This window comes from Pseudomonas putida W15Oct28, from assembly GCF_000708715.2.
Classification (GTDB): domain Bacteria; phylum Pseudomonadota; class Gammaproteobacteria; order Pseudomonadales; family Pseudomonadaceae; genus Aquipseudomonas; species Aquipseudomonas putida_R.
In genome coordinates this window covers 1-26,293 of the sequence record NZ_JENB01000063.1, presented here as the reverse complement: position 1 = coordinate 26,293, position 26,293 = coordinate 1, and the positions used below count along the sequence as shown (strand labels likewise).

The window sequence follows — 26,293 nt, the reverse complement described above, 5'->3', positions numbered from 1 at the left end:
TCGGAGCGAAGCCCACTGAGGCAACAAGCTTAGTTGTGTTCGGAGGGGGTGCAAGGAGGGGGTAGAGCGGGGAGAGGGGCTGCTTTGCAGCCCTTCGCGGGCTTGCCCGCTCCCACAGGTTCAGCACAATGCTTGAAATCTGCGATTAACCTGTGGGAGCGGGCGAGCCCGCGAATGGGTTTTACTTGGCGGTCAGATCTCGTGAGGCTTGATCCTGCGACAGGCTATACACATAAGCCGCCAGCAAGTGCACCTTGTCGTTGCCCTGGATATCGGCCTGCGCCGGCATCTGCCCCTGGCGACCATAACGAATGGTCTGCTGCAGCTGGGCAAAGCTCGAGCCGTAGATGAACGCCTGCGGGTGGGTCAGGTCGGGTGCGCCCATGGCCGGGGTACCCTTGCCTTCAGGCCCGTGGCAAGCCACGCAGCTGGCAGCGAAGATCTCCTGGCCCTTGACCACGTCGGCCTTGGTCCCTTCAGGCAGGCTGCGGCCGTCAAGGTTGGTCAGCACGAATGCGGCCACATCGGCCACGCCCTGGTCACCGATCACCTCGGCCCAGGCCGGCATCACGCCGTGACGGCCATCCATGATCGAAGCCTTGATGGTTTCTGCTTCGCCGCCCCAGCGCCAATCCTTGTCGGTGAGGTTGGGGAAGCCGAAGGCACCCTTGGCGTCCGAGCCGTGGCACACCGAGCAGTTGGAGGCAAACAGGCGGCCGCCCATTTTCAGCGCCTGCGGGTCTTTGGCCACTTCTTCCACGGGCATGGCGGCGTACTTGGCGAAGATCGGGCCGAACCTGGCGTCAGCCTTGTCCATTTCCTTTTGCCATTCGTTGACGCCGGTCCAGCCATTTTCATAGCCCGGCAGGATGCCTTTCCAGTTGCCCAGGCCCGGGTAGAGGATCAGGTAGCCGACCGAGAACACCAAGGTGCCGACGAACAGCCAGAACCACCACTTGGGCAGCGGGTTGTCGTACTCCTCGATGCCGTCGAAGCTGTGGCCCATGGTCTGGTCGGTGGTGTTCTTGCTCTCGCCCTTGCGGGTGGCGAGCAGCAGCCAGGTCAGGCCGATCAGGCTACCGATGGTCAGTACGCTGATGTACGTACTCCAGAAGGTGGTCATTGCCCGTTACTCCTTGCAGCAGTCGTGGCAGCAGTTTCCTGCCCGGCAGGGGGCAGGCGGTCGTCGACGAAGGGCAGCAGGCGCGCTTCGGCGAAATCACGGTCACGGCGGCGGTTGAATACCCACAGGGAGAGGCCGATGAAGGCGATCATCACCACCAGGGTGCCCAGGCCGCGGATCATGCCGATGTCCATTTCCATCGCACTCACCTCTTGTTCTTGATCGCGGTGCCGAGCACCTGCAGGTAGGCGACCAGCGCATCCATCTCGGTCTTGCCCTTGACCGCGTCGCGGGCGCCGGCAATGTCGTCGTCGGAGTACGGCACGCCCAGGGTGCGCAAGGTGCGCATCTTGACGTCGGTGTGGCTGTTGTCGACCTGCTGGGCGACCAGCCACGGGTACGACGGCATCTTCGACTCCGGCACCACGTTGCGCGGGTTGTACAGGTGCGCGCGGTGCCAGTCGTCCGAGTAGCGGCCGCCAACGCGGGCCAGGTCCGGCCCGGTACGCTTGGAGCCCCACAGGAACGGGTGGTCCCACACGCTTTCACCGGCCACCGAGTAGTGGCCGTAGCGCTCGGTTTCGGCGCGGAACGGGCGGATCATCTGCGAGTGGCAGCCCACGCAGCCTTCACGGATGTAGATATCGCGGCCTTCCAGTTGCAGCGCGGTGTAGGGTTTCATGCCTTCCACCGGCTTGTTGGTGACGTCCTGGAAGAACAGCGGGACGATCTGGGTCAGGCCGCCGATACTGACGGCGAACACCATCAGCAGGGCCATCAGGCCGACGTTTTTCTCGATGACTTCATGTTTCATCAGGCGTTTCTCCTCAAGCCAACTGGGCGTTCGCAGGGGCGACGTCAAGCGCTGGCGAACGCACGGTGCGCCAGGTGTTCCAGGCCATCAGGAACATGCCGCTGAGGAAGATCGCGCCGCCGACGAAGCGCACGACAAAGCCTGGGTGGCTGGCCACCAGGGTTTCCACGAACGAATAGGTGAGCGTGCCGTCGCTGTTGACTGCGCGCCACATCAGGCCCTGGGCGATGCCGTTGACCCACATCGAGGCGATGTACAGCACGGTGCCGATGGTGGCCAGCCAGAAGTGCGCGTTGATCAGGCCAAGGCTGTACATGCGCTCCTTGCCGAACACTTTCGGGATGGTGTGGTACAGCGCACCGATCGAGATCATTGCCACCCAGCCGAGGGCACCGGCATGCACGTGGCCAATGGTCCAGTCGGTGTAGTGGGACAGGGCGTTGACCGTCTTGATGGCCATCATCGGGCCTTCGAAGGTGGACATGCCGTAGAACGCCAGCGATACCACCAAAAAGCGCAGGATCGGGTCGCTGCGCAGTTTGTGCCAGGCGCCCGACAGGGTCATCATGCCGTTGATCATGCCGCCCCAGCTCGGTGCCAGCAGGATCAGCGACATCACCATGCCCAGTGACTGCGCCCAGTCGGGCAGGGCGGTGTAGTGCAGGTGGTGCGGGCCGGCCCAGATGTACAGGGTGATCAGCGCCCAGAAGTGCACGATCGACAGGCGATAGGAATACACCGGGCGTTCGGCCTGCTTGGGCACGTAGTAATACATCATCCCCAGGAAGCCCGCAGTCAGGAAGAAGCCTACCGCGTTGTGACCGTACCACCACTGCACCATGGCATCGGTGGCGCCGGCGTACACCGAGTACGACTTGGTCAGGCTGACTGGCAGTTCCAGGTTGTTGACGATGTGCAACAACGCCACGGTGAGGATGAAGGCACCGAAGAACCAGTTACCCACGTAGATGTGCTTGGTGTTGCGCTTCATCAGCGTGCCGAAGAACACGATGGCGTAGCCCACCCAGACGATGGTGATCAGGATGTCGATCGGCCATTCCAGTTCGGCGTATTCCTTGGAGCTGGTGTAGCCCAGCGGCAGGCTGATGGCCGCCAGCAGGATCACCAGTTGCCAGCCCCAGAAGGTGAACGCGGCCAGGCGCGGTGCAAACAGGGTGGTCTGGCAGGTGCGTTGCACCGAATAATAGGAGGTGGCAAACAGCGCGCAGCCGCCGAAAGCGAAGATCACCGCATTGGTATGCAGGGGGCGCAGGCGGCCGAAGCTGGTCCAGGGGAGGTCGAAGTTGAGGGAAGGCCAGGCGAGCTGGGCGGCGATGAAGACGCCGAGCCCCATCCCGACGATTCCCCACACCACCGTCATGATGGCGAATTGGCGGACCACCTTGTAGTTATAGGCGGTACTGCTGGTTGTGTTCATGTATGGGTTCCCATCCACGGTTATTTGGCAGGCTTTACAGCGAGGCAAGCATGATTAATGGGCAAAGTGCCGGTATTGACGGGGATCAATGGGCGAAGGTCGGAAATGTCCCAGGCTTGCGCTGCGATCCTCCACAGGTTCAGGGCAAGGACGGCTACAAGGGCTGCCTGATCCTGGCCCACGGCGCAGGTGCGCCAATGGACAGCGGGTTCATGGACGAAATGGCGCAAAGGCTTGCGGCGCTTGGGGTAGCGGTAGTGCGCTTCGAGTTCCCGTACATGGCCGAGCGCAGGGTTACCGGTGGCAAACGGCCGCCGAACCCGCAGAAGGTGTTGCTGGAATGCTGGCGCGAGGTGTACCGGCAGGTGCGACCTTTGGTCGCGGGCAAGCTGGCCGTGGGTGGCAAGTCCATGGGCGGGCGCATGGCGAGCCTGCTGGCCGACGAATTGGGCGCGGATGCGCTGGTGTGCCTGGGCTATCCGTTCTACGCGGTGGGCAAGCCTGAGAAGCCGCGGGTGGAGCACCTGGCGGCGTTGAAAACACCGACGTTGATCGTGCAGGGCGAACGGGATGCGCTGGGTAACCGCGAGGCGGTGGCGGGGTATGCGTTGTCACCGGCAATCGAGGTGAGCTGGCTAGTGGCCGGGGACCATGACCTGAAGCCGTTGAAGGCCTCGGGGTTCAGCCATGCGCAGCATATGCAGGCGGCGGCTGTAAGGGTTGCGGATTTCCTGAAAGCTTAGCGCTGGATTCTTCGCGGGCTTGCCCGCTCCCACAAGAACTGCACCGAATTCAAGATTGGCGCAGAACCCTGTGGGAGCGGGCATGCCCGCGAAGAGGCCGGCACAGGCTGACAGTTAGTCGCGGTACTCGCACAGGTAAGCGGTATCAACCGCTACCTTCAGCTGGAACTTGCTGTCAGCGGCAACATTGAACTTGTCGCCCGCCTTGAAGGTTTCCCAGTTGTCGCTACCCGGTAGTTTCACGGTCAGCGCGCCTGATACCACGTGCATGATCTCGCGCTTGGCAGTGCCGAACTCGTATTCGCCCGGGGCCATGACGCCGACAGTGGCCGGGCCTTCTTCGCCCGCAAATGCGATCGACTTGACGGTGCCGTTGAAGTACTCGTTGACCTGGAACATGGGCGACTCCTGAAAAGGGGGGATGAAAAAGGGCTGGCCAGTATGCCCAAGCCCACAGGCCTCGTCATCTGCTTTCAGGGGCTGCTGGCGGGCAGGGTCAACGGTAATAGCCGCGCCGTGTTGCGCGCATCTTCAAGGGCCCGGTGCTGCTGCCCGCAAAAGTGCATGCCGGCCAGGTGCAGGGCACCGTTCAGGCCGGTAGGGCGCTGCAGGTGGCGGGCCTTGGCAAAGCGTTGCTTGAGGTTGATGTGCGGCAAGGTCCGCAGCAGGCTGTCGAGCCCATGCAGTTGCCATTCCTGGTGCAGTTGCTGGCGGTCGTAGTCGCCCCAGCTGACCCAGGCCTGAAGCTGCCCACGGTGGTGCCCGAGCCAGCGCTCGAAGCTTGCCCACACCTCGCGAAACGGCTCGGCGCCGTCCACGTTGGCCTGGCTGATGTGCGTCAGCTCGCGGCAAAACGGGGTCAGCTGTGGCCGCCGCCGTGGCCGCACGAAACGCTGAAAGTGGTCGACCTCGCGGCCTTCGCGGGTAACCAGGCTAGCGCCGATTTCAATGACTTCCATCTCTGTGACCGGCCACCCACCATCGTCGGTGGTGGCTTCCAGGTCGATCACCAACCAATGGCCCATAGCAGGCTCCCTTGCAGATCCTGCTAGAGCGTAGCCAAACTCCGCGCATACGGCACCCCCTGGCATTTTGCTGCTTGCTTTGGCACAAAGAGCACGCACCAGCAGTTGTGCCGCTTCCGGAAAACGCCTAGCTTAAGCGGACCCAGGCATGAACCGTGATGAGCGTCCGTCTTGACTCCAGCGCCCGGCCTCAAGGCCGTGTCCACCCTGATGTTGCTGGCCGTGTACTGGCTGGCGGCGCCGGCATGGGCTGCCGACGCCGTCGAAGTGAAGATTGGCGCGGCGCATTTCCCGCCCTACACGGTGCGCCCTGAACAGGGGGCCGACACCGGCCTGCTGCCGCAACTGGTCGACGCGCTCAACCGCTTGCAGCAGGGGTATCACTTTGTCCTGGTGCCCACTTCCATCCAGCGGCGTTTTGGTGACTTCCAGCAGGGACGCACCGACATGGCGATTTTCGAAAACCCGCAATGGGGCTGGGAGCAGATTGCCCACCAGACCGTGGACATGGGCCTGGAGGATGCCGAAGTGTTCGTTGCCCGCCAGGCCAATGGCAGCGACCCGCATTACTTCGACGACCTGAGTGACAAACGCCTGGCATTGTTCAACGGCTACCATTACGCGTTCGCCCGCTTCAACTCCGACCCGGACTACCTGCGCGAAGCCTACAACGCGACCCTGACCTACTCCCACGACAGCAACCTGCTGATGGTGCAGGCCGGCCGCGCCGATATCGCCCTGGTCACGCGCTCCTACCTCAGCGATTTCCTGGCGCGCAACCCGGCCAGCCGGGCGCAGCTGGTGCCTTCGCAACGCATCGACCAGGTTTATCATCACTATGCCTTGTTGCGCCCGGGTGCCCCTATCGGCGAGCAGTCGTTCGCCGGCCTGCTGCGTAACCTGCGTGACAGCGGTGAACTGGCACGCATCTTCGAGCCCTACCGCATCACTGTCTCGGTCCCCCAAGACTAAATTCCCGCACTGCGGCAACGTCCTCAACAGTGAGCCTTTTCTTCATTTTCGTGAGCCCAGCCCATGCCGTTCGATGCCGCTTCGCAGCCCCAGTCACCGCCACGCTGGCGCAGCCTCAATGCCGAGGAGGATGACAGCTGGCTAAGCCTCACCCTCGAAGGCCGCCCACTGATCCAGGTGCGGCTGGAGGCGGGCGCTACCTTGCACGTTCACCTTGAACGCCTCTGCCCCGAGCGCCCCTATCAGGCCTTGTGGGCTGCCTGCTACTGGCTGCTGTCCCGCGATACGGCCTGCCAGCGCCTGGCCTGGCACTTGCCCGATGTACAGCCCCAGGCGCTGGCCAGTGGCCTGCTGCTGCTAGCCGAGCAGCCCGGTCAGTACCTGTGCGAGCGGGCGCTGTTCTGGCAGCTGCCACAGCCTTGGCTGGGCGATGCGCTGGCCGCGGTGTACCCGCAGCAGATGCAGATCAGCAACGGCAAGCGCCACCCGCGCCGCGCGCCCAAGCCCCGTGGTGAGGTGTACCGGCGCTTCGATGCGCGCCTGGGTAGCTGGGTGTCGCTGCGTACGCTGGAGATCGAACACGACCTGGAACGTTTCAACCGCTGGCAGAACAACCCGCGGGTGGATGCGTTCTGGCAGGAGGGCGGCACGCTTGCGCAGCACCGCGCGTACCTGGACAAGCTGGAGGCCGACCCACATACCTTGACGCTGATCGGCTGCTTTGATGATGAGCCGTTTGCCTACTTCGAGGCGTACTGGGCCAAGGAAGATCGCATTGCGCCGTTCTACCCGGCCGATGACTACGACCGCGGCATTCACATGCTGGTGGGGGAGGAGAGCCATCGAGGGCCGCACAAGGTGGCCAGCTGGCTATCGGCGCTGGTGCACTACCTGTTCCTGGATGACCCGCGTACCCAGCGGGTGGTGGCTGAGCCGCGTGCCGACAACGGCAAGATGATCGGCTACATGCACGACCAGTGCTTCCACTGCGACAAAGAGTTCGACTTCCCGCACAAGCGTGCGGCGCTGATGATCCTGGGGCGGGAGCGGTTCTTCGATCGCTGTAAGCTGGCTTGATACCGAGCTGGCTTCTTCGCGGGCACGCCCGCTCCCACAGGATCACCACAGGCTTCAAGGGCAGTGGGTTACCTGTGGGAGCGGGCGTGCCCGCGAATGAAGAAAACCTTGTCTGATCAGGCCTGCCGATTGGCGGTCTTGCGGCAGTGCACCAGTGCATCGCGGATCATGAAGTTGACCAGTGTCGGCGACACGCCCAGCTCCTTGGCAATGTCTTTCTGTGGCACACCATGCAGGCGGTACATCTCGAACGCATAGCGGGTACGCTGCGGCAGTTCGTTCAGCGCCTCGGCAATGTCGTCCAGCGCGGCAAGGTTGATGTGGGTCGCTTCGGGCGAGGCATTCTGGAGGACCACGTTCAGGCCTTCCTCTTCTGTGCCCGAGTACTTCAGCTCCATTGCCTGCTTGCGGTAGTGGTCGATGGCCAGGTTGCGCACGATCTGGAACAGGTAGCTGAGCTGCGCCTTGAACGACGAGGTGATCTGCGGGGCGGCGCTGAGCCGGAAGAAGGCATCCTGCACCACATCTTCGGCGCGCGAGCGGCAGCCGGTGATGCGGGCAGCGATCTTGACCAGAATGCTGCGGTTGTCGACGAAGGCCTGGAGTAATGGTGAATCGCACTTACTTGTGGATAGTTGTTCCGCCATGGAAATCACCTTGTCACAGAGGGGAAAGGAGGCACCCCAAGCTGGGAAGCTTCCTACGACGTGCGACAAACTATTCAGAATGATAATGATTGTCAAATACGAAACGTAATTAGTATCCATATTTTTCGGTTCTAAGGTATGTCTTGAGAGGTGTGCCGCCTGGGAGATCGAGCGCCGCCCGTGCGGCGCATCGCCGGCAAGCCAGCTCCCACATCTGTTTCGGGCCAGTAACACCTGTGCCTGCGCGTGCGACCGCTTTGTTTGCATGACACGATATCGAGGTGGACGCCAAGGGGCCGAGCGCCTCTGCCTCAGGAAGAATTCGCCCGAAACAAATGTGGGAGCTGGCTTGCCGGCGATGCGCCGCGCGGGCGGCGCTCGATCTCCCAGGCGCCACACCCCTGAAGGCACGCACCAACCTTCACGCAATCCAAAACCCTCAACCCCGTTAATTTCTGCCCCCGCCCATCCGTTCCCCTGTGTACATCCCCGGCCGCCAATCGCTGCCCGCCCACGTTCGCGGAGCAGCCGGCACGCCCCAACAGACACTGGCAGGAACACCCCATGACGGACGCCTTCGAACTCCCGCTCTCGCTGGTCCAGGCACTGGCGCAACGCGCCGCGCAGACCCCGGACAAGATCGCCTTGCGCTTTCTGGCCGACGCCCCCGGCGAGCAGGCCGTGCTCAGCTACCGGGACCTCGACCAGCGCGCACGCACCATCGCCGCCGCCTTGCAGGCCCGTGCCGGCTTCGGCGACCGTGCGGTGCTGTTGTTCCCCAGTGGTCCGGACTACGTGGCGGCGTTCTTCGGTTGCCTGTATGCCGGGGTGATCGCGGTGCCGGCTTACCCGCCGGAGTCTGCGCGCCAGCACCACCAGGAGCGTTTGCTGTCGATCATCGACGATGCCGAGCCGCGCCTGCTGCTGACGGTCGCGGCGTTGCACGCCAGCCTGCAAGGCCTGGAAGCGCTGGCGGCGGACAACGGCCCTGAACTGCTGGCGGTGGACAGCCTGGACCCGGCGCTGGCCGCGAACTGGCGCGAGCCTGTGCTTGAAGGTGATGACATCGCCTTCCTGCAGTACACCTCTGGCTCCACGGCGCTGCCCAAGGGCGTGCAGGTCAGCCATGGCAACCTGGTGGCCAACGAGCAGTTGATCCGCCAAGGCTTCGGCATCGACCTCAACCCCGACGACGTGATCGTCAGCTGGTTGCCGCTGTACCACGACATGGGCCTGATCGGCGGCCTGCTGCAGCCGATCTTCAGCGGCGTGCAGTGCGTGCTGATGTCGCCGGGTTACTTCCTGGCCCGGCCGCAGCGCTGGTTACAGGCCATCAGCGAGTATGGCGGCACCATCAGCGGCGGCCCCGACTTTGCCTACCGCCTGTGCAGCGAGCGGGTCAGCGAGGCCTCATTGGCCGGGCTCGACCTGAGCCGCTGGCGCGTGGCTTATTCCGGCTCCGAGCCGATCCGCCAGGACAGCCTGGCGACGTTCGCCGACAAGTTCCAGGCCTGCGGCTTCGACCCGCAGAGCTACTTCGCCAGCTATGGCCTGGCCGAAGCCACCCTGTTCGTCAGCGGCAGCCGCCGTGGCCAGGGCATCGCCGCGCTGGAACTGGACGCCGAAGCCTTCGCCGCCAACCGCGCCGAGCCGGGCAAAGGCAGCGTGCTGATGAGCTGCGGCTACCCGCAGCCCGGTCACGCAGTCCGTGTCGTCGAGCCGCAGCGCTTGCAGGTGCTGGGCGACAACCAGGTCGGTGAAATCTGGGCTGGTGGCCCGAGCATCGCCCTGGGTTACTGGCGCAACCCAGAAGCCAGCGCCCGCACCTTCGTTGAAATGGACGGCCAGACCTGGCTGCGCACCGGCGACCTGGGCTTCATGCGCGAGGGTGAGGTGTTCGTCACCGGGCGCCTGAAAGACATGCTGATCGTGCGCGGCCAGAACCTGTACCCGCAGGACCTGGAAAAAACCCTCGAACGCGAAGTCGAGCTGCTGCGCAAAGGCCGGGTGGCAGTGTTTGCCGTCGAGCAGCAGGGCGAGGAGGGCATCGGCGTGGCGGTGGAGATCAGCCGCAACGTGCAAAAGGCAATCAAGCCCCAGGAGCTGATCAAGACCCTGCGCCAGGTGATCGCCGACGCCTGCCGCCAGGCCCCGGCCGTGGTCCTGCTGCTGAACCCTGGCGGGCTGCCCAAGACCTCCAGTGGCAAGCTGCAGCGTTCGGCCTGTCGCCTGCGCATGGACGATGGCAGCCTGGACTGCTACGCCCGCTTCCCTGACGTGAGCGAAGCCGCTGCAAGCGCGGCTGCTGGCGATGAACTGCAAACACGTATCGCCGCTGTGTGGCGCGACATCCTCAAGGTAGAGGCGGTTGCAGCAGACGACCACTTCCTGCTGCTGGGCGGCAACTCCATCGCCGCGACACAGGCCACTGCACGCCTGGCCGATGAGCTGGGTATCAACCTGGGCCTGCGCACTCTGTTCGAAGCGCCGGTGCTGGCCGATTACAGTAACGCTGTGGCGTCGATCATCGCCGAAGGCGCTGCCGGCGCCGCTACCATCGCAACGCTGGAGCGCGCCCAGGCCTTGCCCCAGTCGCTGGCGCAAAACCGCTTGTGGCTGCTGTGGCAGTTGGCGCCACAATCGGCGGCCTACAACATCCCGGCCGGCCTGCAACTGCGCGGTGAACTGGACGAAAGTGCCCTGGAAGCCGCCTTCCAGGTGCTGGTGGCTCGCCACGAATCCCTGCGCACCGTATTCAGCGAAGAAAACGGCCAGGCCTTGCAACGCATCCTGCCGCAACAGCCATTCAGCCTGCGCCGCCTGGGCCTCGAAGGCCAAACCCCCGAGCAGGTCAGCGCCCAGCGTGAAGCCGAGGCCCGTCAGCCGTTCGACCTGACCCAGGGCCCGTTGCTGCGCGTGACCCTGGCACGCCTGGACGACGAAGACCATCAGCTGTGGGTGACCCTGCACCATATCGTCGCTGACGGCTGGTCGCTGAATATCCTGCTGGATGAATTCGCCAAGCTTTACGCCGCCCTCTGCCAGGGCCTGGAGGCCAACCTGGCGCCGCTGACCCTGGGTTACGCCGACTACGGCACCTGGCAGCGCCAATGGCTGGCAGCCGGTGAAGCCGAACGCCAACTGCAGCATTGGAAGGCGCAGTTGGGCGATGAGCAGCCGGTGCTCGACCTGTGCACTGACCACCCCCGCGCCAGCCAGCGCGAACACAGTGCTGCGCGGTTCAACCTCAAGGTGCCGGCCAAACTCGCCGAAACCCTCAAGGGCCTGGCCCGCGAACAGCAGGCCAGCCTGTTCATGGTCCTGCTGGCCGGCTGGCAGGCGCTGCTGCACCGCTACAGCGGCCAGGCAGACATCCGTGTCGGTGTGCCCAACGCCAACCGCCTGCGCCTGGAAACCCAAGGCATGGTCGGCTTCTTCATCAATACCCAGGTACTGCGCGCGCAGCTCGATGGCCGCCTGCCATTCACGCAGTTGCTGGCCCAGGTGCGCCAGGCCACCCTTGAGGCGCAGGCTAACCAGGACCTGCCGTTCGAACAGCTGGTCGAAGCCCTGCCCGAAGCCCGTGAGCAAGGCCTGTTCCAGGTCATGTTCAACCACCAGCAACGCGACCTGTCGGCCCTGCGCCGGCTGCCGGGGCTGTTGGCCGAGGAGCTGCCGTGGCACAGCCGCGAAGCCAAGTTCGACTTGCAACTGCACAGTGAAGAAGACCATCAGGGCCGCCTGAGCCTGGCCTTCGACTATGCCGCGGAGCTGTTCGAAGCCAGCACCGTCAAACGCCTGGCCCATCACCTGCTGGCGCTGCTCGAACAGGTGTGCGCCGCGCCGCAGCGGGCGCTGGGCGAGGTGCAATTGCTGGACGCGCCTGGCCGCGAGCAACTGCTGGGCTGGGGCCAGGCACCGGCCGCTGCACCGCAGCACCTGCTGGTCGAGCAACTCAATGAACAGGCACGCCTGACTCCGCAGCGCACCGCCCTGGCCTGGGACGGCGGCAGCCTCGACTACGCCGAACTGCACCAGCAGGCCAACCGCCTGGCGCACTACCTGCGCGACAAAGGCGTCGGCCCCGACACCTGCGTAGCCATTGCCATCGAGCGCTCGCCACAGTTGCTGGTCGGCCTGCTGGCCATCCTCAAGGCCGGCGGTGCCTACGTGCCGCTGGACGTCGACTACCCGGCCGAGCGCCTGGCCTACATGCTCGCCGACTGTAACGCCGGCCTGTTGCTGAGCCACAGCAGCCTGCTGGGCAAGCTGCCGCAGGTCGACGGGGTCAGCGCCATCGCCCTCGACCAGTTGCACCTGGACAGCTGGCCCAGCCACGCGCCTGGCCTGCACCTACACGGCGACAACCTGGCGTACGTGATCTACACCTCCGGCTCCACCGGCCAGCCCAAGGGCGTGGGCAATACCCATGCGGCGCTGGCCGAGCGCTTGCAGTGGATGCAGGCCACCTACGCGCTGAATGACAGCGACGTGCTGATGCAGAAGGCGCCGATCAGCTTCGATGTGTCGGTGTGGGAATGCTTCTGGCCGCTGGTAACCGGCTGCAAGCTGGTGCTCGCCGGCCCGGGTGAGCACCGTGACCCGCAGCGCATTGCCGCGCTGGTGCAGGCCCATGGCGTGACCACGCTGCACTTCGTGCCGCCGCTGTTGCAGGTGTTCGTTCACGAGCCCCAGGCGGGCGCCTGCAGCAGCCTGCGCCGGGTGTTCTCCGGTGGCGAAGCGCTGCCCGCCGCGCTGCGTGACCGCGTGCTGCAAGTGCTGCCGCAGGTGCAGTTGCACAACCGCTACGGCCCGACCGAAACCGCCATCAACGTCACCCACTGGCACTGCCAGGTGGCGGACGGCGAGCGCTCACCCATCGGCCGCCCGCTGGGCAATGTGCTGTGCCGCGTGCTGGACGACGAGCTGGAACTGACCGCACCCGGCGTGCCGGGCGAGCTGTACCTCGGTGGCGCAGGCCTGGCCCGTGGCTACCTGGGCCGCCCCGGCCTCACTGCCGAACGCTTCGTGCCCCAGGCAGACGGCCAGGGCGAGCGCTTGTACCGCAGCGGCGACCGCGCCCGCTGGCAGGTGCAGCTTGAGGCCCTGGAATACCTCGGTCGCCTCGACCAGCAGGTAAAGGTGCGAGGTTTTCGCGTCGAGCCTGAGGAAGTGCAGGCCTGCCTGCTGGCACAGGCAGGTGTGGAACAGGCGCTGGTGCTGGTCCACAAGGACGCCGTTGGTGCGCAGCTGGTGGGCTATTACAGTGGCAGTGCGCAGCCAGCCGAAGTACTGGCCGTGCTGGCTGAGCAACTGCCCGCGTACATGGTGCCGGCGCAGCTCATCCCGTTGGCACAGCTGCCACTGGGCCCCAGCGGCAAGGTCGACCGCAAGGCGCTGCCGGCCCCGGTGTGGCAGCAACGCGAACATGTCGAGCCACACACCGAGTTGCAGCAACAGGTCGCCGCCATCTGGCGCGAGGTGCTCAACCTGCCGCGCGTCGGCCTGCAGGACGATTTCTTCGCCCTGGGCGGGCACTCGCTGCTGGCCACCCAGATCGTCTCGCGCAGCCGCCAGGCCTGCGATGTCGAGCTGCCGCTCAAGGCCCTGTTCGAAGCCAGCGAACTGGGCGCCTTCTGTACAGAAATCGCACGTATCCGTGCGGCCGGTGAGCGCAACCTGCAAGGCGCAATCGCCCGCGTCGACCGCCGTCAGGCGGTGCCGCTGTCGTATTCGCAGCAGCGCATGTGGTTCCTCTGGCAAATGGAGCCGGAAAGCCCGGCGTACAACGTCGGCGGCATGGCACGCCTGCGCGGCACCTTGCACGTGGACGCCTTCGAGCGTGCGTTGCAGGCGCTGATCGTGCGCCATGAAACCTTGCGCACCACCTTCCCCAGCATCGACGGCGTGCCGTATCAGTGCGTGGCCGAAGACAGTGGCCTGCACCTCGACTGGCAAGACTTCAGTGCCTTGCGCACCGATGCGCGCCAGCAACACCTGCAACAACTGGCCGACGACCAGGCGCACCAGCCGTTCGACCTGGAGCGCGGCCCGCTGCTGCGCGCCTGCCTGGTCAAGGCCGACGAGCGCGAGCACTACTTCGTGCTGACCCTGCACCACATTGTCACCGAAGGCTGGGCCATGGACATCTTCGCTCGCGAGCTGGGCGAACTGTACGAAGCCTTCGTCGATGACCGCGAGTCGCCGCTGGCGCCGCTGCCGGTGCAATACCTGGACTACAGCGTGTGGCAACGGCAGTGGCTGGAAAGCGGCGAGGGCGCGCGTCAATTGGCCTACTGGAAGGGGCGCCTGGGCGACGAGCACCCGGTGCTGGCGTTGCCTGCCGACCGCCCGCGCCCGGCAGTACAGAGCCACCGTGGCGAGCTGTACCGCTTTGAACTCGACCCGGCGCTGGTCGCCCGCGTGCATGCCTTCAACAGCCAGCGCGGCCTGACCTTGTTCATGACCATGACCGCCACCCTGGCCGCCTTGCTGCACCGCTACAGCGGCCAGCGTGACCTGCGCATCGGCGCGCCGGTGGCTAACCGCATCCGCCCGGAAAGCGAAGGGTTGATCGGCGCCTTCCTCAATACCCAGGTGTTGCGCTGCGAGCTGGACGGGCAGATGACCGCCAACGTGCTGCTGGAGCAGATGCGCCAGGCCGCCATCGAAGGCCAGTCGCACCAGGACCTGCCGTTCGACCAGTTGGTGGAAGCGTTGCAACCGCCGCGCAGCAGCGCCTACAACCCGCTGTTTCAGGTGATGTGCAACGTGCAGCGCTGGGCCTTCCAGCAAAGCCGCACACTGGCCGGCATGCAGGTGGATTACCTGGTCAATGACGCCAGTGCCACCAAGTTCGACCTGTACCTGGAGGTCACCGACCTCGACGGCCGCCTGGGTTGCTGCCTGACTTACAGCCGCGACCTGTTCGACGAGCCACGCATTGCGCGCATGGCCGAGCATTGGCAGCACCTGCTGGTCGGCTTGCTGGACAACCCGCAACAGCGCCTGTGCGAGCTGCCGATGCTCAGCGTCGCCGAGCAGCAGGTGCTGGTGGGGCAGTTGCAGGGCGAGCACAGTTTCGACCTCGACCAGACCCTGCACGGCCTGTTCGCCGCCCAGGCGACGCGCACACCACAGGCTGGCGCGCTGACCTTCGCCGGCCAGCACATGAGCTATGCCGAGCTCGACCAGCAGGCCAACCGCCTGGCCCGTGCCCTGCGCGAGCGTGGCGTCGGCCCGCAGGTGCGCGTGGGCCTGGCACTGGAGCGCTCGCTGGAAATGGTCGTCGGCCTGCTGGCCATCCTCAAGGCCGGTGGCGCCTACGTGCCGCTCGACCCCGAGTACCCGCTCGACCGCCTGCGCTACATGATCGAAGACAGCCGCATCGGTTTGCTGCTCAGTCAGCGAGAGCTGCTGCAAACCCTGGGCGAGCTGCCCGAGGGCGTGGCCCGCTGGAGCCTGGAAGACGACGCCGCCAGCCTGTCGGCCTACAGCGATGCGCCGCTGGACAACCTCAACCTGCCGCAGCATCAGGCGTACCTGATCTACACCTCCGGCTCCACCGGCAAGCCCAAGGGCGTGGTGGTCAGCCATGGCGAGTTCGCCATGCACTGCCAGGCGGTCATCGCCGCGTTTGGCATGCGCAGCGATGACTGCGAGCTGCATTTCTATTCGATCAACTTCGACGCTGCCAGCGAGCGCCTGTGGGTGCCGTTGCTGTGCGGTGCCCGCGTGGTGCTGCGCGCCCAGGGGCAGTGGGGCGCCGAGGACATCTGCCAGCTGGTGCGCGAGCAGCAGGTGAGCATCCTGGGCTTCACCCCAAGCTACGGCAGCCAGCTGGCGCAATACCTGGGCGGGCAGGGCGAACAACTGCCGGTGCGCCTGGTGATCACCGGTGGCGAAGCGCTGACCGGCGAGCACCTGCAGCGTATTCGCCAGGCCTTTGCGCCGCAGCAGTTCTTCAACGCCTACGGCCCGACCGAAACCGTGGTCATGCCGCTGGCCTGCCTGGCGCCAGAGGTGTTGCCTGCGGACCTTGGCAGTGTGCCGATTGGCCGTGTCATCGGTAGCCGCACGGCCTACATCCTCGACGAAGACCTGGCCCTGTTGCCGCAAGGTGGCATTGGTGAGCTGTATGTCGGCGGCGCCGGCCTGGCCCAGGGGTATCACGACCGCCCGGGCCTCAGCGCCGAGCGCTTCGTCGCCGACCCGTTCAGCACCGAAGGGGGGCGCTTGTATCGCACGGGCGACCTGGTGCGCCTGGGTACTGACGGCCTGGTCGAGTACGTCGGCCGTGCCGACCAGCAGGTGAAAATTCGCGGTTTCCGCATCGAACTGGGCGAAATCGAGAGCCGCTTGCAGGCGCATGCCGATGTCGACGAGGCCGTGGTGCTGGCGTTGGATCTACCGGGGGGCAAGCAACTGGTGGGTTACCTGGTGTGCAAGCAGGCCACGGCTGGCAGCGAGGCGCAAAGCCTGCTGCGTGAAGCAGTGAAGGCCGATGCCCGCCAGCACCTGCCGGATTACATGGTGCCCGCGCACCTGGTGTTGCTCGACAGCCTGCCGCTGATGGGTAACGGCAAGCTCGACCGCCGTGCGCTGCCGCTGCCGGACCTGGAACAGGCGCGTCAACAGTACCAGGCCCCTGGCAACGAGGTGGAAGCGCAACTGGCACAGATCTGGCGCGATGTGCTCAACGTTGCCCGGGTGGGCGTGCAGGACAACTTCTTTGAACTGGGCGGCGACTCGATCCTGTCGATCCAGGTGGTCAGCCGGGCCCGTCAGGCCGGCTTGCAATTCACCCCGCGTGACCTGTTCCAGCACCAGACCATCCAGACCCTGGCGGCCGTGGTTGAGCACAGCGAAGCCGCGAGCAGCATCGAGCAGGGCTTGCGCCAGGGCCAAGCCGGGCTGACGCCGATCCAGCACTGGTTCTTCGACAGCGAAGTGCCACAACCGCAGCACTGGAACCAGGCGGTGCTGCTGGAGGCTCGCCAACCGTTGGAGGAGGCCGCGCTTGAACAGGCGTTGGCTGCGCTGGTGCAGCACCACGACAGCCTGCGCCTGCGCTTCAGCGAGGCCCGTGGCCGCTGGCAGGCCGAGTACGCCCAGCCTGCCGCCGAGCAACTGCTGTGGACTGCCACCGTTGCTGATTTCGCCGATTGCCAGGCGCTGTACACCGACCTGCAGCGCAGCCTCGACCTGCAACAGGGGCCGCTGCTGCGTGCCTTGCTGGTGCGTGACGGGCAGGGCAGCCAGCGCCTGTTGCTGGCGATCCATCACCTGGTGGTCGATGGCGTGTCGTGGCGGGTGCTGCTGGAAGACCTGCAGGCGCTTTACCGTGGCCAACCGCTGCCGGCCAAGACCCATGCCATGGGCGACTGGGCCGCGCGCCTGGCCAGCTACGCCGGCAGCGATTCGCTGCGCGACGAACTGGGCTGGTGGCAAGGCCAGCTGGGCGGCGTGCGCCGCGAACTGCCGTGCGATCACCCGCAAGGTGGCAACCTGCACCGCCACGCCCAGACCCTGGCCATCGGCCTGGACGTGGAGCAGACCCGGCAACTGCTGCAACAGGCCCCGGCCGCCTACCACACCCAGGTCAACGACCTGCTGCTGACCGCTCTGGCACGTGCCTTGAGCCGCTGGAGCGGCGATGAGGAAGTGCTGGTGCAGCTCGAAGGCCACGGCCGCGACGGGCTGTTCGAAGACATGGACCTGACCCGCAGCGTCGGCTGGTTCACCAACGCCTATCCGCTGAGCCTGCGCCCGCTGCCAGGCGAGGACGAGGCGGCGCGGGCCGGTTCGATCAAGCGCATCAAGGAACAACTGCGCCAGGTGCCGCACAAGGGGCTGGGCTACGGCGTACTGCGCTACCTGGCCGATGCGGCCGGGCGCGAGCAGATGGCGGCCTTGCCGCAGGCGCGCATCACCTTCAACTACCTGGGCCAGTTCGACCAGCAGTTCGACAGCGCGGCGCTGTTCCAGCCGCTGGAGGGCCCGGCCGGTCTGGCTCATGACCTCGATGCACCACTGCCCAACTGGCTGAGTGTCGATGGCCAGGTGTATGGCGGCGCTCTGCAACTGCGCTGGACCTACAGCGCCGAGCGCTATGACCCGCAGACCATCGCCCGCCTGGCCGAGGCCTATCGCCAGGAGTTGCTGGCGCTGGTCGCGCATTGCCTGGCCGATGGCAACGGCAGCTTCACCCCGTCGGACTTCCCGCTGGCGCACCTGTCCCAGGAGCAGATCGACGCATTGCCGGTACCGGCTGCGCAGATCGAGGACGTCTACCCGCTGACGCCGATGCAGGAAGGCATGCTGCTGCACACCCTGCTGGAGCCGGGCACCGGCCTTTACTACATGCAGGACCGCTACCGCATCAACAGCGCCCTGGATCCTGAGCGCTTCGCCCTGGCCTGGCAGGCTGTGGTGGCGCGCCACGAAGCGTTGCGCGCCTCGTTCAGCTGGAACAGCGGCGAGGCGATGCTGCAAATCATCCACAAGCCGGGCAACCTGGCGGTGGACTACCAGGACTGGCGCGGCGTTGCCGACGACGCCCAGGAGCAGCGCCTGCAAGCCCTGCACAAGCAGGAGCGCGAGGCCGGGTTTGCCCTGCTCAGCGAAGCACCGTTCCACCTGCGCCTGGTGCGCGTGGCCGACGAGCGCTACTGGTTCATGATGAGCAACCACCACATCCTGATCGATGCCTGGTGCCGCTCGCTGTTGATGAACGACTTCTTCGAGGTCTACCAGGCCCTCGGCGAAGGCCGTCGGGCCCAGCTGCCGGTGCCGCCGCGTTACCGCGATTACATCGGCTGGTTGCAGCGTCAGGGACTGGATGATGCCCGTGCCTGGTGGCAGGCCAACCTGGCTGGCTTCGACCGCGCCACGGCCATCCCCAGCGACCGCCCGCTGCGTCATGATCACGCCGGTAGTGGCATGGTCGTCGGCGATTGCTACACCCGCCTGGAGGTGAGTGAAGGCGTGCGCCTGCGCGAACTGGCCCAGGCCCATCAGCTTACCGTCAACACCTTCGCCCAGGCGGCCTGGGCCCTGGTGCTGGCGCGCTACAGCGGCGACCGCGACGTGGCCTTTGGCGTGACCGTGGCCGGGCGCCCGGTCAGCATGCCGCAGATGCAGCGCACCGTCGGCCTGTTCATCAACAGCGTTGCCCTGCGTGTGCAGTTGCCCGTATCGGGTGAGCGTTGCAGTGTGCGTCAGTGGTTGCAGGGCCTGCTGCAAAGCAATATGGAACTGCGCGAGTACGAGTACCTGCCGCTGGTGGCGATCCAGGAGTGCAGCGACCTGCCCAAGGGCCAGCCGCTGTTCGACAGCCTGTTCGTGTTCGAGAACGCGCCGGTGGAAACCGCCGTGCTCGACCATGCCCAGCACCTCAACGCCAGCTCCGACTCGGGCCGTACCCACACCAACTTCCCGCTGACGGCGGTGTGCTACCCGGGTGATGACCTGGGCCTGCACCTGTCGTTTGACCAGCGCTACTTCGACTTCCCGACCGTCGAGCGCCTGCTGGCCGAGTTCAAGCGCCTGCTGCTGGCGCTGGTGCAGGGCTTCGACGGGGAGGTGAGCGCGCTGCCGTTGCTGGGGGCAGAAGAACAGCGCTTCCTGCTGGAAGACTGCAACCGCACCGAGCGGGCTTTTCCGCTGGAACAGAGCTACATCGCGCAGTTCGAAGCGCAGGTGGCTGCGCACCCTGAACGTACCGTGGCCCGCTGCCTGGAGGCCGCCTACGACTATGCCGGGCTGAACCTGGCGGCCAACCGCCTGGGCCATGCCTTGATCTCGGCCGGCGTAAAGGTGGACCAGCCAGTGGCACTGCTGGCCGAGCGTGGGCTGCCGCTGCTGGGCATGATCGTCGGCAGCTTCAAGGCGGGCGCCGGCTACCTGCCGCTGGACCCGGGCCTGCCGGCTGCGCGCCTGCAAAGCATCATCCAGCTCAGCCGTACCCCGGTGCTGGTGTGCAGCGCGGCCTGTGCCGAGCAAGGCCGGCAGTTGCTGGGTGAGTTGGGCGTTGCAGTACGGCCACAACTGTTGGTATGGGAGGACATCCAGGCCAGCCAGGTTGCCAGCCACAACCCTGGCATCCACAGTGGCCCGGACAACCTTGCCTATGTGATCTACACCTCAGGCTCGACCGGCCTGCCAAAAGGGGTAATGGTCGAGCAGCGCGGCATGCTCAACAACCAGCTGAGCAAGGTGCCGTACCTGGCGTTGAGCAATCAGGACGTGATTGCCCAGACTGCATCGCAGAGCTTCGATATTTCGGTGTGGCAGTTCCTTGCCGCGCCGCTGTTCGGGGCCAAGGTGGAGATCGTGCCGAATGCCATCGCCCATGATCCGCAGGGCCTGCTGGCGCATGTGCAAACCACCGGCATCACCGTGCTGGAAAGCGTGCCGTCGCTGATCCAGGGCATGCTGGCCAACGACCACCAAGCCCTCGACGGCCTGCGCTGGATGCTGCCGACCGGCGAGGCCATGCCACCGGAGCTGGCGGCGCAATGGCTGCAGCGTTACCCGCAGATCGGCCTGGTCAACGCCTACGGCCCTGCAGAATGCTCCGATGATGTGGCGTTCTTCCGCGTCGATGCCGCGTCGACCCAAGGCAGCTACCTGCCGATCGGCACGCCGACCGACAACAACCGCCTGTACCTGTACGGCGAAGAGCAGGCGCTGGTACCGCTGGGCGCGGTGGGCGAGCTGTGCGTGGCCGGTACCGGTGTGGGCCGTGGTTATGTCGGCGACCCGGTGCGCACTGCACTGGCGTTCATCCCGCACCCCCATGGTGTTGCGGGCGAGCGCCTGTACCGCACCGGTGACCTGGCACGGCAGCGCCCGGACGGTGTGCTGGAGTACGTCGGGCGCATCGACCACCAGGTGAAGATTCGGGGCTACCGCATCGAACTGGGCGAGATCGAAGCCCGCCTGCACGAACAGGTGCAAATCCGTGACGCAGCGGTGGGCGTGCAGGAAGGCGTCAATGGCAAGCACCTGGTCGGTTACCTGGTGGCCCACCAGGGTATCGCCGCCGATGCCGCATTGCTGGAGCAGATCAAGCAACGCCTGCGTGCCGAGTTGCCGGAGTACATGGTGCCGCTGCACTGGGGCTGGTTCGACAGCCTGCCGCACAACGCCAACGGCAAGCTCGACCGCAAGGCGCTGCCGGCCATCGACATCGGCGGCCAGCACAGCCAGGCCTATCAGGCACCGCGCAACGAGCTGGAGGACGTGTTGGCGGGCATCTGGGCCGATGTGCTGAAGGCCGAGCGGGTGGGGGTGCACGACAACTTCTTCGAGCTGGGCGGGCATTCGCTGCTGGCCACGCAGATCGCCTCGCGGGTGCAGAAGCAGCTGCAACTGAACGTGCCGCTGCGGGCGATGTTCGAGTGCAGCACGGTGGATGAGCTGGCCGAGTATGTGCAGGGGCTGCAGGGCAGTGCGCTGGATGACGACAAGGTCGACCGGCTCAGCGACCTGATGGCCGAGCTCGAGGGGCTTTAAAGTGATTGGCTAGCCTGCGCCGGCCTCTTCGCGGGCATGCCCGCTCCCACAGGTTATCGCGCCGCTCTCAAGGCTGTTGCAATACCTGTGGGAGCGGGCGTGCCCGCGAAGAGGCCAGTGCAGGCAGCCAAAAACTCAGTGCTTGCCAAGAATCTTCCCAAGCAGTTCCTGTTGCGATGCAGTGTTGGCCCTCCTTGTCAGGACGCCCGTGACCACACCCCCGAGTTGATGGGGTACGTATGGGATATACCATTAATGGGCTGATGGACAAAAAGCCATCGCGGTATACCTCCTATTTCTACCAGTTCCTCAATCTCTGCAAGGGGTTCACAGTGGGTAGCAGCGTTCTCTATCCACTCCGGACATCAGGGGGTTTCAATCATGATCAGTTCATCGAACTGGACGTTTGTCTTCTACCAAGGGGATACGCTCATAACGGTGAAGCAGGGTGACCAGCATCGCACCCTTTTTCGCACGCCTGATCTGCCCTTGGCCGAGCAACGAGTCGCTGGCGGTGAGGCATACGGTTTGTTCGCGACAGACGAAAAGGCCTCGGTACTGTCGGTGCAGGAAACTGACAAAGGGGAACATCACGCATACTCTGCTTACGGCCACGACCCGAAACTACCGTCATCACTCACATTACTTGGTTTCAATGGCGAAGCATTCGCTCTGGTTCCGGGTGGCTATGCGCTAGGCAACGGCTATCGATCATTCAACCCCGCCATGATGCGATTCATCTCGCCTGACAGGTTGAGCCCGTTTGGAAAGGGGGGGAGAAATGCATACTGCTATTGCAGTTGCGATCCCGTCAACAACGTCGACCCAGCGGCCGGATGAAGCGCCCGCTACGTCCTTCCGCTCAGATGCCGCAATCGGCCATTTCCATCACTTCCATACATGAACCCGACGTATTCTCCACAATCATCAGACATCTAGACCTGGAAAGCGCTCGCGCATTATCAATAGCCAATAAACACCTTTACCGTATGACCAGGCCAGCCTTCCAAAAGATCGAGCGTTCGCTGAGTCATCCTGAGCAACTACTCGATGCCGCGCTTAAGGGTACCGTCGGCCCGGCCCTTGGCCACTCCTATGAGCTTTTGGTGAAACGACCCGATATAAAGCTCCTTCCCCAATCACGTCCTGATGGCGCGAGGGACCAACTTACCCGTGATATCGAGGCCAGCAGAAAATTCCGGGCGGCTCAGCGAACCAGATCAGCTTCGTTCGACACATCATCGGAGTCGGACTCCGATGATGAACTTCGTCGTATTACAGACGGAGTACGCAAAGCGCTGAATGGCCCACAGTTGTAGGAATAATCGCGAATTTCTTCGGTAGACCTGCATCGATGAGCCTGTGGTCGAGGGTTTACCCGCGAAGCGGCCCGAACAAGATCGGACAATTGCCCCGGCGATCTAACATTCAGCGCTTGCCGAGTATCTTGCCAAGCAGCTCCGGCCGCGGCGCGCCTTGTTGGCTCTGCAGGTTGCCCTGTTCGTCCTGATAGAAAATCGCCGGGGTCGCCTGCAACCCCATCTCTTCCATCAACGCCATGTTGGCGGCCAGCTTCTGCTGCACCGCCTCCGGCACCTGTTCCAGTGCCTTCAACGTGCTGGCCTTGCCGGCTTTTTCATGTTGTTGCAGGGCCTTGGCCGGGTCTTTCGCAGCCAGCAGCGCCGCCGATTTACCCGGGCTGTCCTCGCGGATGATGCCGACCATGATATGGCGCAACTGCACCTTGCCCGACTCTACCCAAGGCCGCGCCTGTTCCCAGAACATGTTGCAGTACGGGCAGTTCGGGTCGCTGAACAGGTACACCTTGCGTGGTGCATCGGCCTTGCCGTCGGCGATCCAGGCGGTTTTTTCCAGCTTCGCCCACATGGCCTTGCTCATCGGCCCATACACCAGCTTTTCCAGCGGCTCGGCGCTAAGGTCCTTGCCTTGTTCGTCGAACAGGCTGCCGACCAGCACGTGCTTGCCGTCGGGGGTGAGGTACAGGGCCAGGGCGTTGTTCTGGTACTCGGCGGCATAACCGCGCAGGCCGTTTGGCGCGTCGAAGCTGCCTTTGATCACGGCGCCCTTGGCTTGCAGTTGCTGAACCGCCTTGGGCAGCTCTTCGGCCTGCAGGGCCGGGGCGGCCAGCAGGGCCAGGGACAGGGGCAGCAGTGCAGTCAGTCGCATGTCAGTTTCCTTGTGCGGCAGGGGCGGGCGCGGTGGCCCGGTCGAAAGGCTCCAGGGCGTGGCGCAGGCTGGCCCGGGACAACTCGCCCAGGTGGCTGCCGACCAGCCGCCCGCTGGCGTCATAAAACAGGGTGGTAGGCAGGGCCATGGAACCGACGCGCTGGGCCAGCAGGCCGGTGCCGTCAAACAGCACGTGGGTCAGGCTCAGGCCGGTGGTGGCGAGGAAGGTGCTGACGTTTTCCGGGGTCTCGCCCTGGTTGACGAACAGGAACGTCACATGCGGGTAGTCGCTTTGCGCCTGTTGCAGCACCGGCATCTCGCGCCGGCAGGGCGGGCACCAGGTGGCCCAGATGTTGATCACCAATGGCTTGCCGCGGTAGCTGTGCAGCGCCACTTGTTGGCCGCCAGCGTTGCGCAGGCTCAGGTCGGGCAGCTCGGTGCCCTTGCTGTACAGGTGCCCGCCAAAACTGCTCAGGCCCCAGAACAGCGCGCCGCTGAACAGCGCCCAGCCCAGCGGGCGGCGCAGGCCTGGTTGTCGCCAGCCCTGCCACAGCGCGCCGAGGACGATGCCGACAAGGCCCGACCACAGCAGGAAGCCGCCGTCGCGGATGTCGATCATCTGCAACGGCTCATCGCGGTACATCGGCCAGTAGGCCAGCACGAAGCCGGCGCGGGCGCACAGCAGGCCGATCAGGAACAGGTTGAACAGTGCCGATTCCGGGCTTTCGCCGCCACGCCGGGCGACCCACCAGCCGACCACGCTGGCGATCACCAGGGCGGTGAGCATCAGCAGGTGGTTGAGGGCCATGGTCAGCGGCCCGAGGGTTACGGTCAGCATCAGCCTTGGCTCCTGGTCTGGGCCCAGTGTTGCTGGAACGCGGCGGCATCCACTTCACCGGTAATGCGCCGCGCCCGGCGTTCGTCGCCTTCCGGGCCGATCCAGATGATGCTGGGCGGGCCGGGTACCTGGTAGCGCTGCAGCAGGGCTTTGCTGGCCGGGCTGTCGGCGGTCACGTCCAGGCGCAGCAGGTGCACGCCGGCCAGGCCGGCCTGCACATCGCTGCGGGCGAACACCTGTTTTTCCATGACCTTGCACGACACGCACCAGTCGGCATAGTAGTCGAGCATCACCCACTGGCCGCGGGCCTTGGCCGCATCCAGTTCACGTTGCAGGTCTTCGGGGCGGCTGACCGTGACGAAGCTGTCTTCGGCATGCTGGGCAGCAACGGGCGCGGCACCACCACCGGTGAACGGGCGCAGCGGCTGCCACAGGTCGTTGCCACCGGCGGCGGCGCCGACCAGCAACAGGCTGCCCCACAAGGCACCCAGCAGCGGTACTGCACGCAACGTCGGCAAGCGCTGCAGGGCCGGCCAGGTGGCCCAGGCCAGGGCGATCAGCCAGGCGCCACTCAGTGCCAGCAGCAGGGTGGCGGGCAGCAGGCTGCGCACGGTGTACAGGGCCATGGCCAGGAACACGAAGCCGAACACGCCCTTGACCCGGTCCATCCAGGCGCCCGGCCGCGGCAAGTAACGGTTGCCCAAAGTCACCAGCAACAGCAGCGGCACGCCCATGCCCAAGCCGAGGCTGAACAGCACCAACGCCCCTTGCAGCACGTCGCCGCTCTGGGCGATGTACAGCAACGCCCCGGCCAGTGGCGCGGTCATGCACGGGCCCAGCAGCAGGCCGGACAGCGCCCCGAGCAGCGCCGCGCCATACAGGTTGCCGCCACGGGTGCCTTGCCCGGCGCGGTCAAGGCGGTCACGCAGGGCGGCGGGCAGTTGCAGTTCGAAGGCACCGAACATCGGCAGCGCCAGCAGCACGAACAGCCCCGCCAGGCTGCCCAGCAGCCAGGGTTGTTGCAGCCAGGCCTGCAGGCTGGCGCCCAGCAGTGCGGCGACCACGCCCAGGGCGGCGTAGACCAGCGCCATGCTCAACACATAGACCCCGGCCAGCAGCCAGCCGCGTCGGGCGCTGGCGCCATTGCCCAGTACCAGCCCGGCAAGGATTGGCAGCATCGGCAGCGAACAGGGGGTAAAGGCCAGCAACAGGCCAAGGCCGAAGAACGCCAGCAGGCTCCAGGCCAGGTGGCCCTGTTGCAGGCCACTGGCCAGGGCTTGGTCGCTGGCTTGCTCGGCGACCGGTGCCACGCTGCCGCCCAGGTCGATCAAGGTAGTTTGCGGTGGGTAGCACAGGCCGGCGTCGGCGCAGCCTTGCCAGCCCAGGCGCAACTGGCCTTGGGCATTGGCCGGCAGCAGCAGTTCGAGCTGGTCGCGGTACACCGCGCTGTCACCGAAGAACTCATCATGGTGGTTGAGCGCCGGCGGTAACTGCGGGTGCTGCTCGGCGGGCAGGCCGTCGAACTTCAGGCGCTTCTGGTACAGGTAGTAGCCCGGCTTGATCTGGAAGTACAGGCGCATCTGGCCGTCGGCCTGGCGGTCGTGGGTGAGTACGAATGCCTGGTTGACCGGCAGGAAGTCCGGCTTCACATCGAACGGGTTGGCCTGCAACGGGCCAGCCAGAAGCAGTGTCAGAAAGAGCAGGAAAGCGCGCATGTCTTCGCCTTGGCAGATCTAGGAATGGGGCCATGCTGGCTGGGATCGATTAAATGAAGGTTAACTCAGGTGTTTGGTCAGAGAGCGCATCAGGGCTTACAGGCGCTTGTCGTGGAATTGTCCGCGCCTGTGAGATCGAGCGCCGCCCGCGCGGCGCTTCGCGGGGCAAGCCCGCTCCCACATTTGTTTCGGGCCA

At 65.2% G+C, this 26,293-nt stretch carries 15 protein-coding genes; 5 read left to right on the top strand and 10 right to left on the bottom strand.

All coding sequences use genetic code 11. The features are described 5' to 3' along the window. Positions 1-181: 181 nt before the first annotated feature. Genes ccoP through ccoN form a run of 4 tightly spaced genes read right to left on the bottom strand, consistent with a single transcriptional unit; the run spans position 182 to position 3,375 of the window. Positions 182-1,123, bottom strand: coding sequence for a cytochrome-c oxidase, cbb3-type subunit III (gene ccoP / locus AK81_RS25885; RefSeq protein WP_043203873.1), 942 nt, complete (start codon positions 1,121-1,123; stop codon positions 182-184). Further along, a complete protein-coding gene (locus AK81_RS25880; protein ID WP_043203872.1) occupies positions 1,120-1,323 on the bottom strand; it encodes a cbb3-type cytochrome oxidase subunit 3 in 204 nt (67 codons plus the stop codon). Before AK81_RS25880 ends, ccoP begins: the two co-directional genes overlap by 4 nt. A gap of 5 nt (positions 1,324-1,328) precedes the next feature. Continuing rightward, entirely contained in the window at positions 1,329-1,937 is a 609-nt protein-coding gene (ccoO, locus tag AK81_RS25875; protein ID WP_016498648.1) for a cytochrome-c oxidase, cbb3-type subunit II, read from the bottom strand. Positions 1,938-1,950: 13 nt separating this feature from the next. Beyond that, complete coding sequence (gene ccoN / locus AK81_RS25870; RefSeq protein WP_016498649.1) at positions 1,951-3,375, bottom strand: cytochrome-c oxidase, cbb3-type subunit I; 1,425 nt, start codon at positions 3,373-3,375, stop codon at positions 1,951-1,953. 50 nt (positions 3,376-3,425) lie between these two features. On the opposite strand from ccoN, the gene AK81_RS25865 reads away from it, so the two are divergent. Then, on the top strand, positions 3,426-4,118 hold the full coding sequence (locus AK81_RS25865) for an alpha/beta family hydrolase (RefSeq protein WP_043203871.1): 693 nt from the start codon (positions 3,426-3,428) through the stop codon (positions 4,116-4,118). Between the two features lie 114 nt (positions 4,119-4,232). Here the strand turns inward: AK81_RS25865 and AK81_RS25860 are convergent, their stop codons facing one another. After that, positions 4,233-4,517 (bottom strand): pyrimidine/purine nucleoside phosphorylase, encoded by a 285-nt coding sequence (locus tag AK81_RS25860; protein WP_043203870.1) that lies wholly within the window; start codon positions 4,515-4,517, stop codon positions 4,233-4,235. Between the two features lie 74 nt (positions 4,518-4,591). Further along, entirely contained in the window at positions 4,592-5,143 is a 552-nt protein-coding gene (locus tag AK81_RS25855) for an exonuclease domain-containing protein (protein ID WP_043203869.1), read from the bottom strand. Positions 5,144-5,314: 171 nt separating this feature from the next. On the opposite strand from AK81_RS25855, the gene AK81_RS25850 reads away from it, so the two are divergent. Together AK81_RS25850 and AK81_RS25845 are read left to right on the top strand one after the other, a co-directional pair. Then, the gene (locus tag AK81_RS25850; protein ID WP_043203867.1) at positions 5,315-6,115 is read left to right on the top strand and encodes a substrate-binding periplasmic protein; all 801 of its coding nucleotides are present in this window, start codon (positions 5,315-5,317) and stop codon (positions 6,113-6,115) included. A gap of 63 nt (positions 6,116-6,178) precedes the next feature. Further along, the gene (locus AK81_RS25845; protein ID WP_043203865.1) at positions 6,179-7,192 is read left to right on the top strand and encodes a GNAT family N-acetyltransferase; all 1,014 of its coding nucleotides are present in this window, start codon (positions 6,179-6,181) and stop codon (positions 7,190-7,192) included. Between the two features lie 116 nt (positions 7,193-7,308). Here the strand turns inward: AK81_RS25845 and AK81_RS25840 are convergent, their stop codons facing one another. Then, on the bottom strand, positions 7,309-7,839 hold the full coding sequence (locus tag AK81_RS25840) for an RNA polymerase factor sigma-70 (RefSeq protein WP_043203864.1): 531 nt from the start codon (positions 7,837-7,839) through the stop codon (positions 7,309-7,311). A 564-nt stretch (positions 7,840-8,403) separates the two neighbouring features. On the opposite strand from AK81_RS25840, the gene AK81_RS25835 reads away from it, so the two are divergent. Further along, a complete protein-coding gene (locus tag AK81_RS25835; RefSeq protein WP_043203861.1) occupies positions 8,404-21,357 on the top strand; it encodes a non-ribosomal peptide synthetase in 12,954 nt (4,317 codons plus the stop codon). Between the two features lie 381 nt (positions 21,358-21,738). Continuing rightward, positions 21,739-22,197: an RHS repeat-associated core domain-containing protein gene (locus AK81_RS28770; protein WP_081042153.1), complete on the top strand. Its 459-nt coding sequence runs from the start codon at positions 21,739-21,741 to the stop codon at positions 22,195-22,197. Positions 22,198-22,785: 588 nt separating this feature from the next. Here AK81_RS28770 and dsbG read toward each other — a convergent pair. From dsbG to dsbD, 3 genes are read right to left on the bottom strand one after another with little or no spacing between them, the layout of a single operon-like run. Then, positions 22,786-23,544 carry a thiol:disulfide interchange protein DsbG gene (gene dsbG, locus AK81_RS25830; protein ID WP_043203858.1) on the bottom strand — a complete coding sequence of 253 codons (759 nt, stop codon included), beginning with the start codon at positions 23,542-23,544 and terminating at the stop codon, positions 22,786-22,788. 1 nt (position 23,545) lies between these two features. After that, a complete protein-coding gene (locus AK81_RS25825; RefSeq protein ID WP_043203855.1) occupies positions 23,546-24,382 on the bottom strand; it encodes a TlpA disulfide reductase family protein in 837 nt (278 codons plus the stop codon). After that, complete coding sequence (gene dsbD / locus AK81_RS25820) at positions 24,382-26,097, bottom strand: protein-disulfide reductase DsbD (protein WP_043203852.1); 1,716 nt, start codon at positions 26,095-26,097, stop codon at positions 24,382-24,384. Before dsbD ends, AK81_RS25825 begins: the two co-directional genes overlap by 1 nt. Between the last annotated feature and the right edge of the window lie 196 nt (positions 26,098-26,293).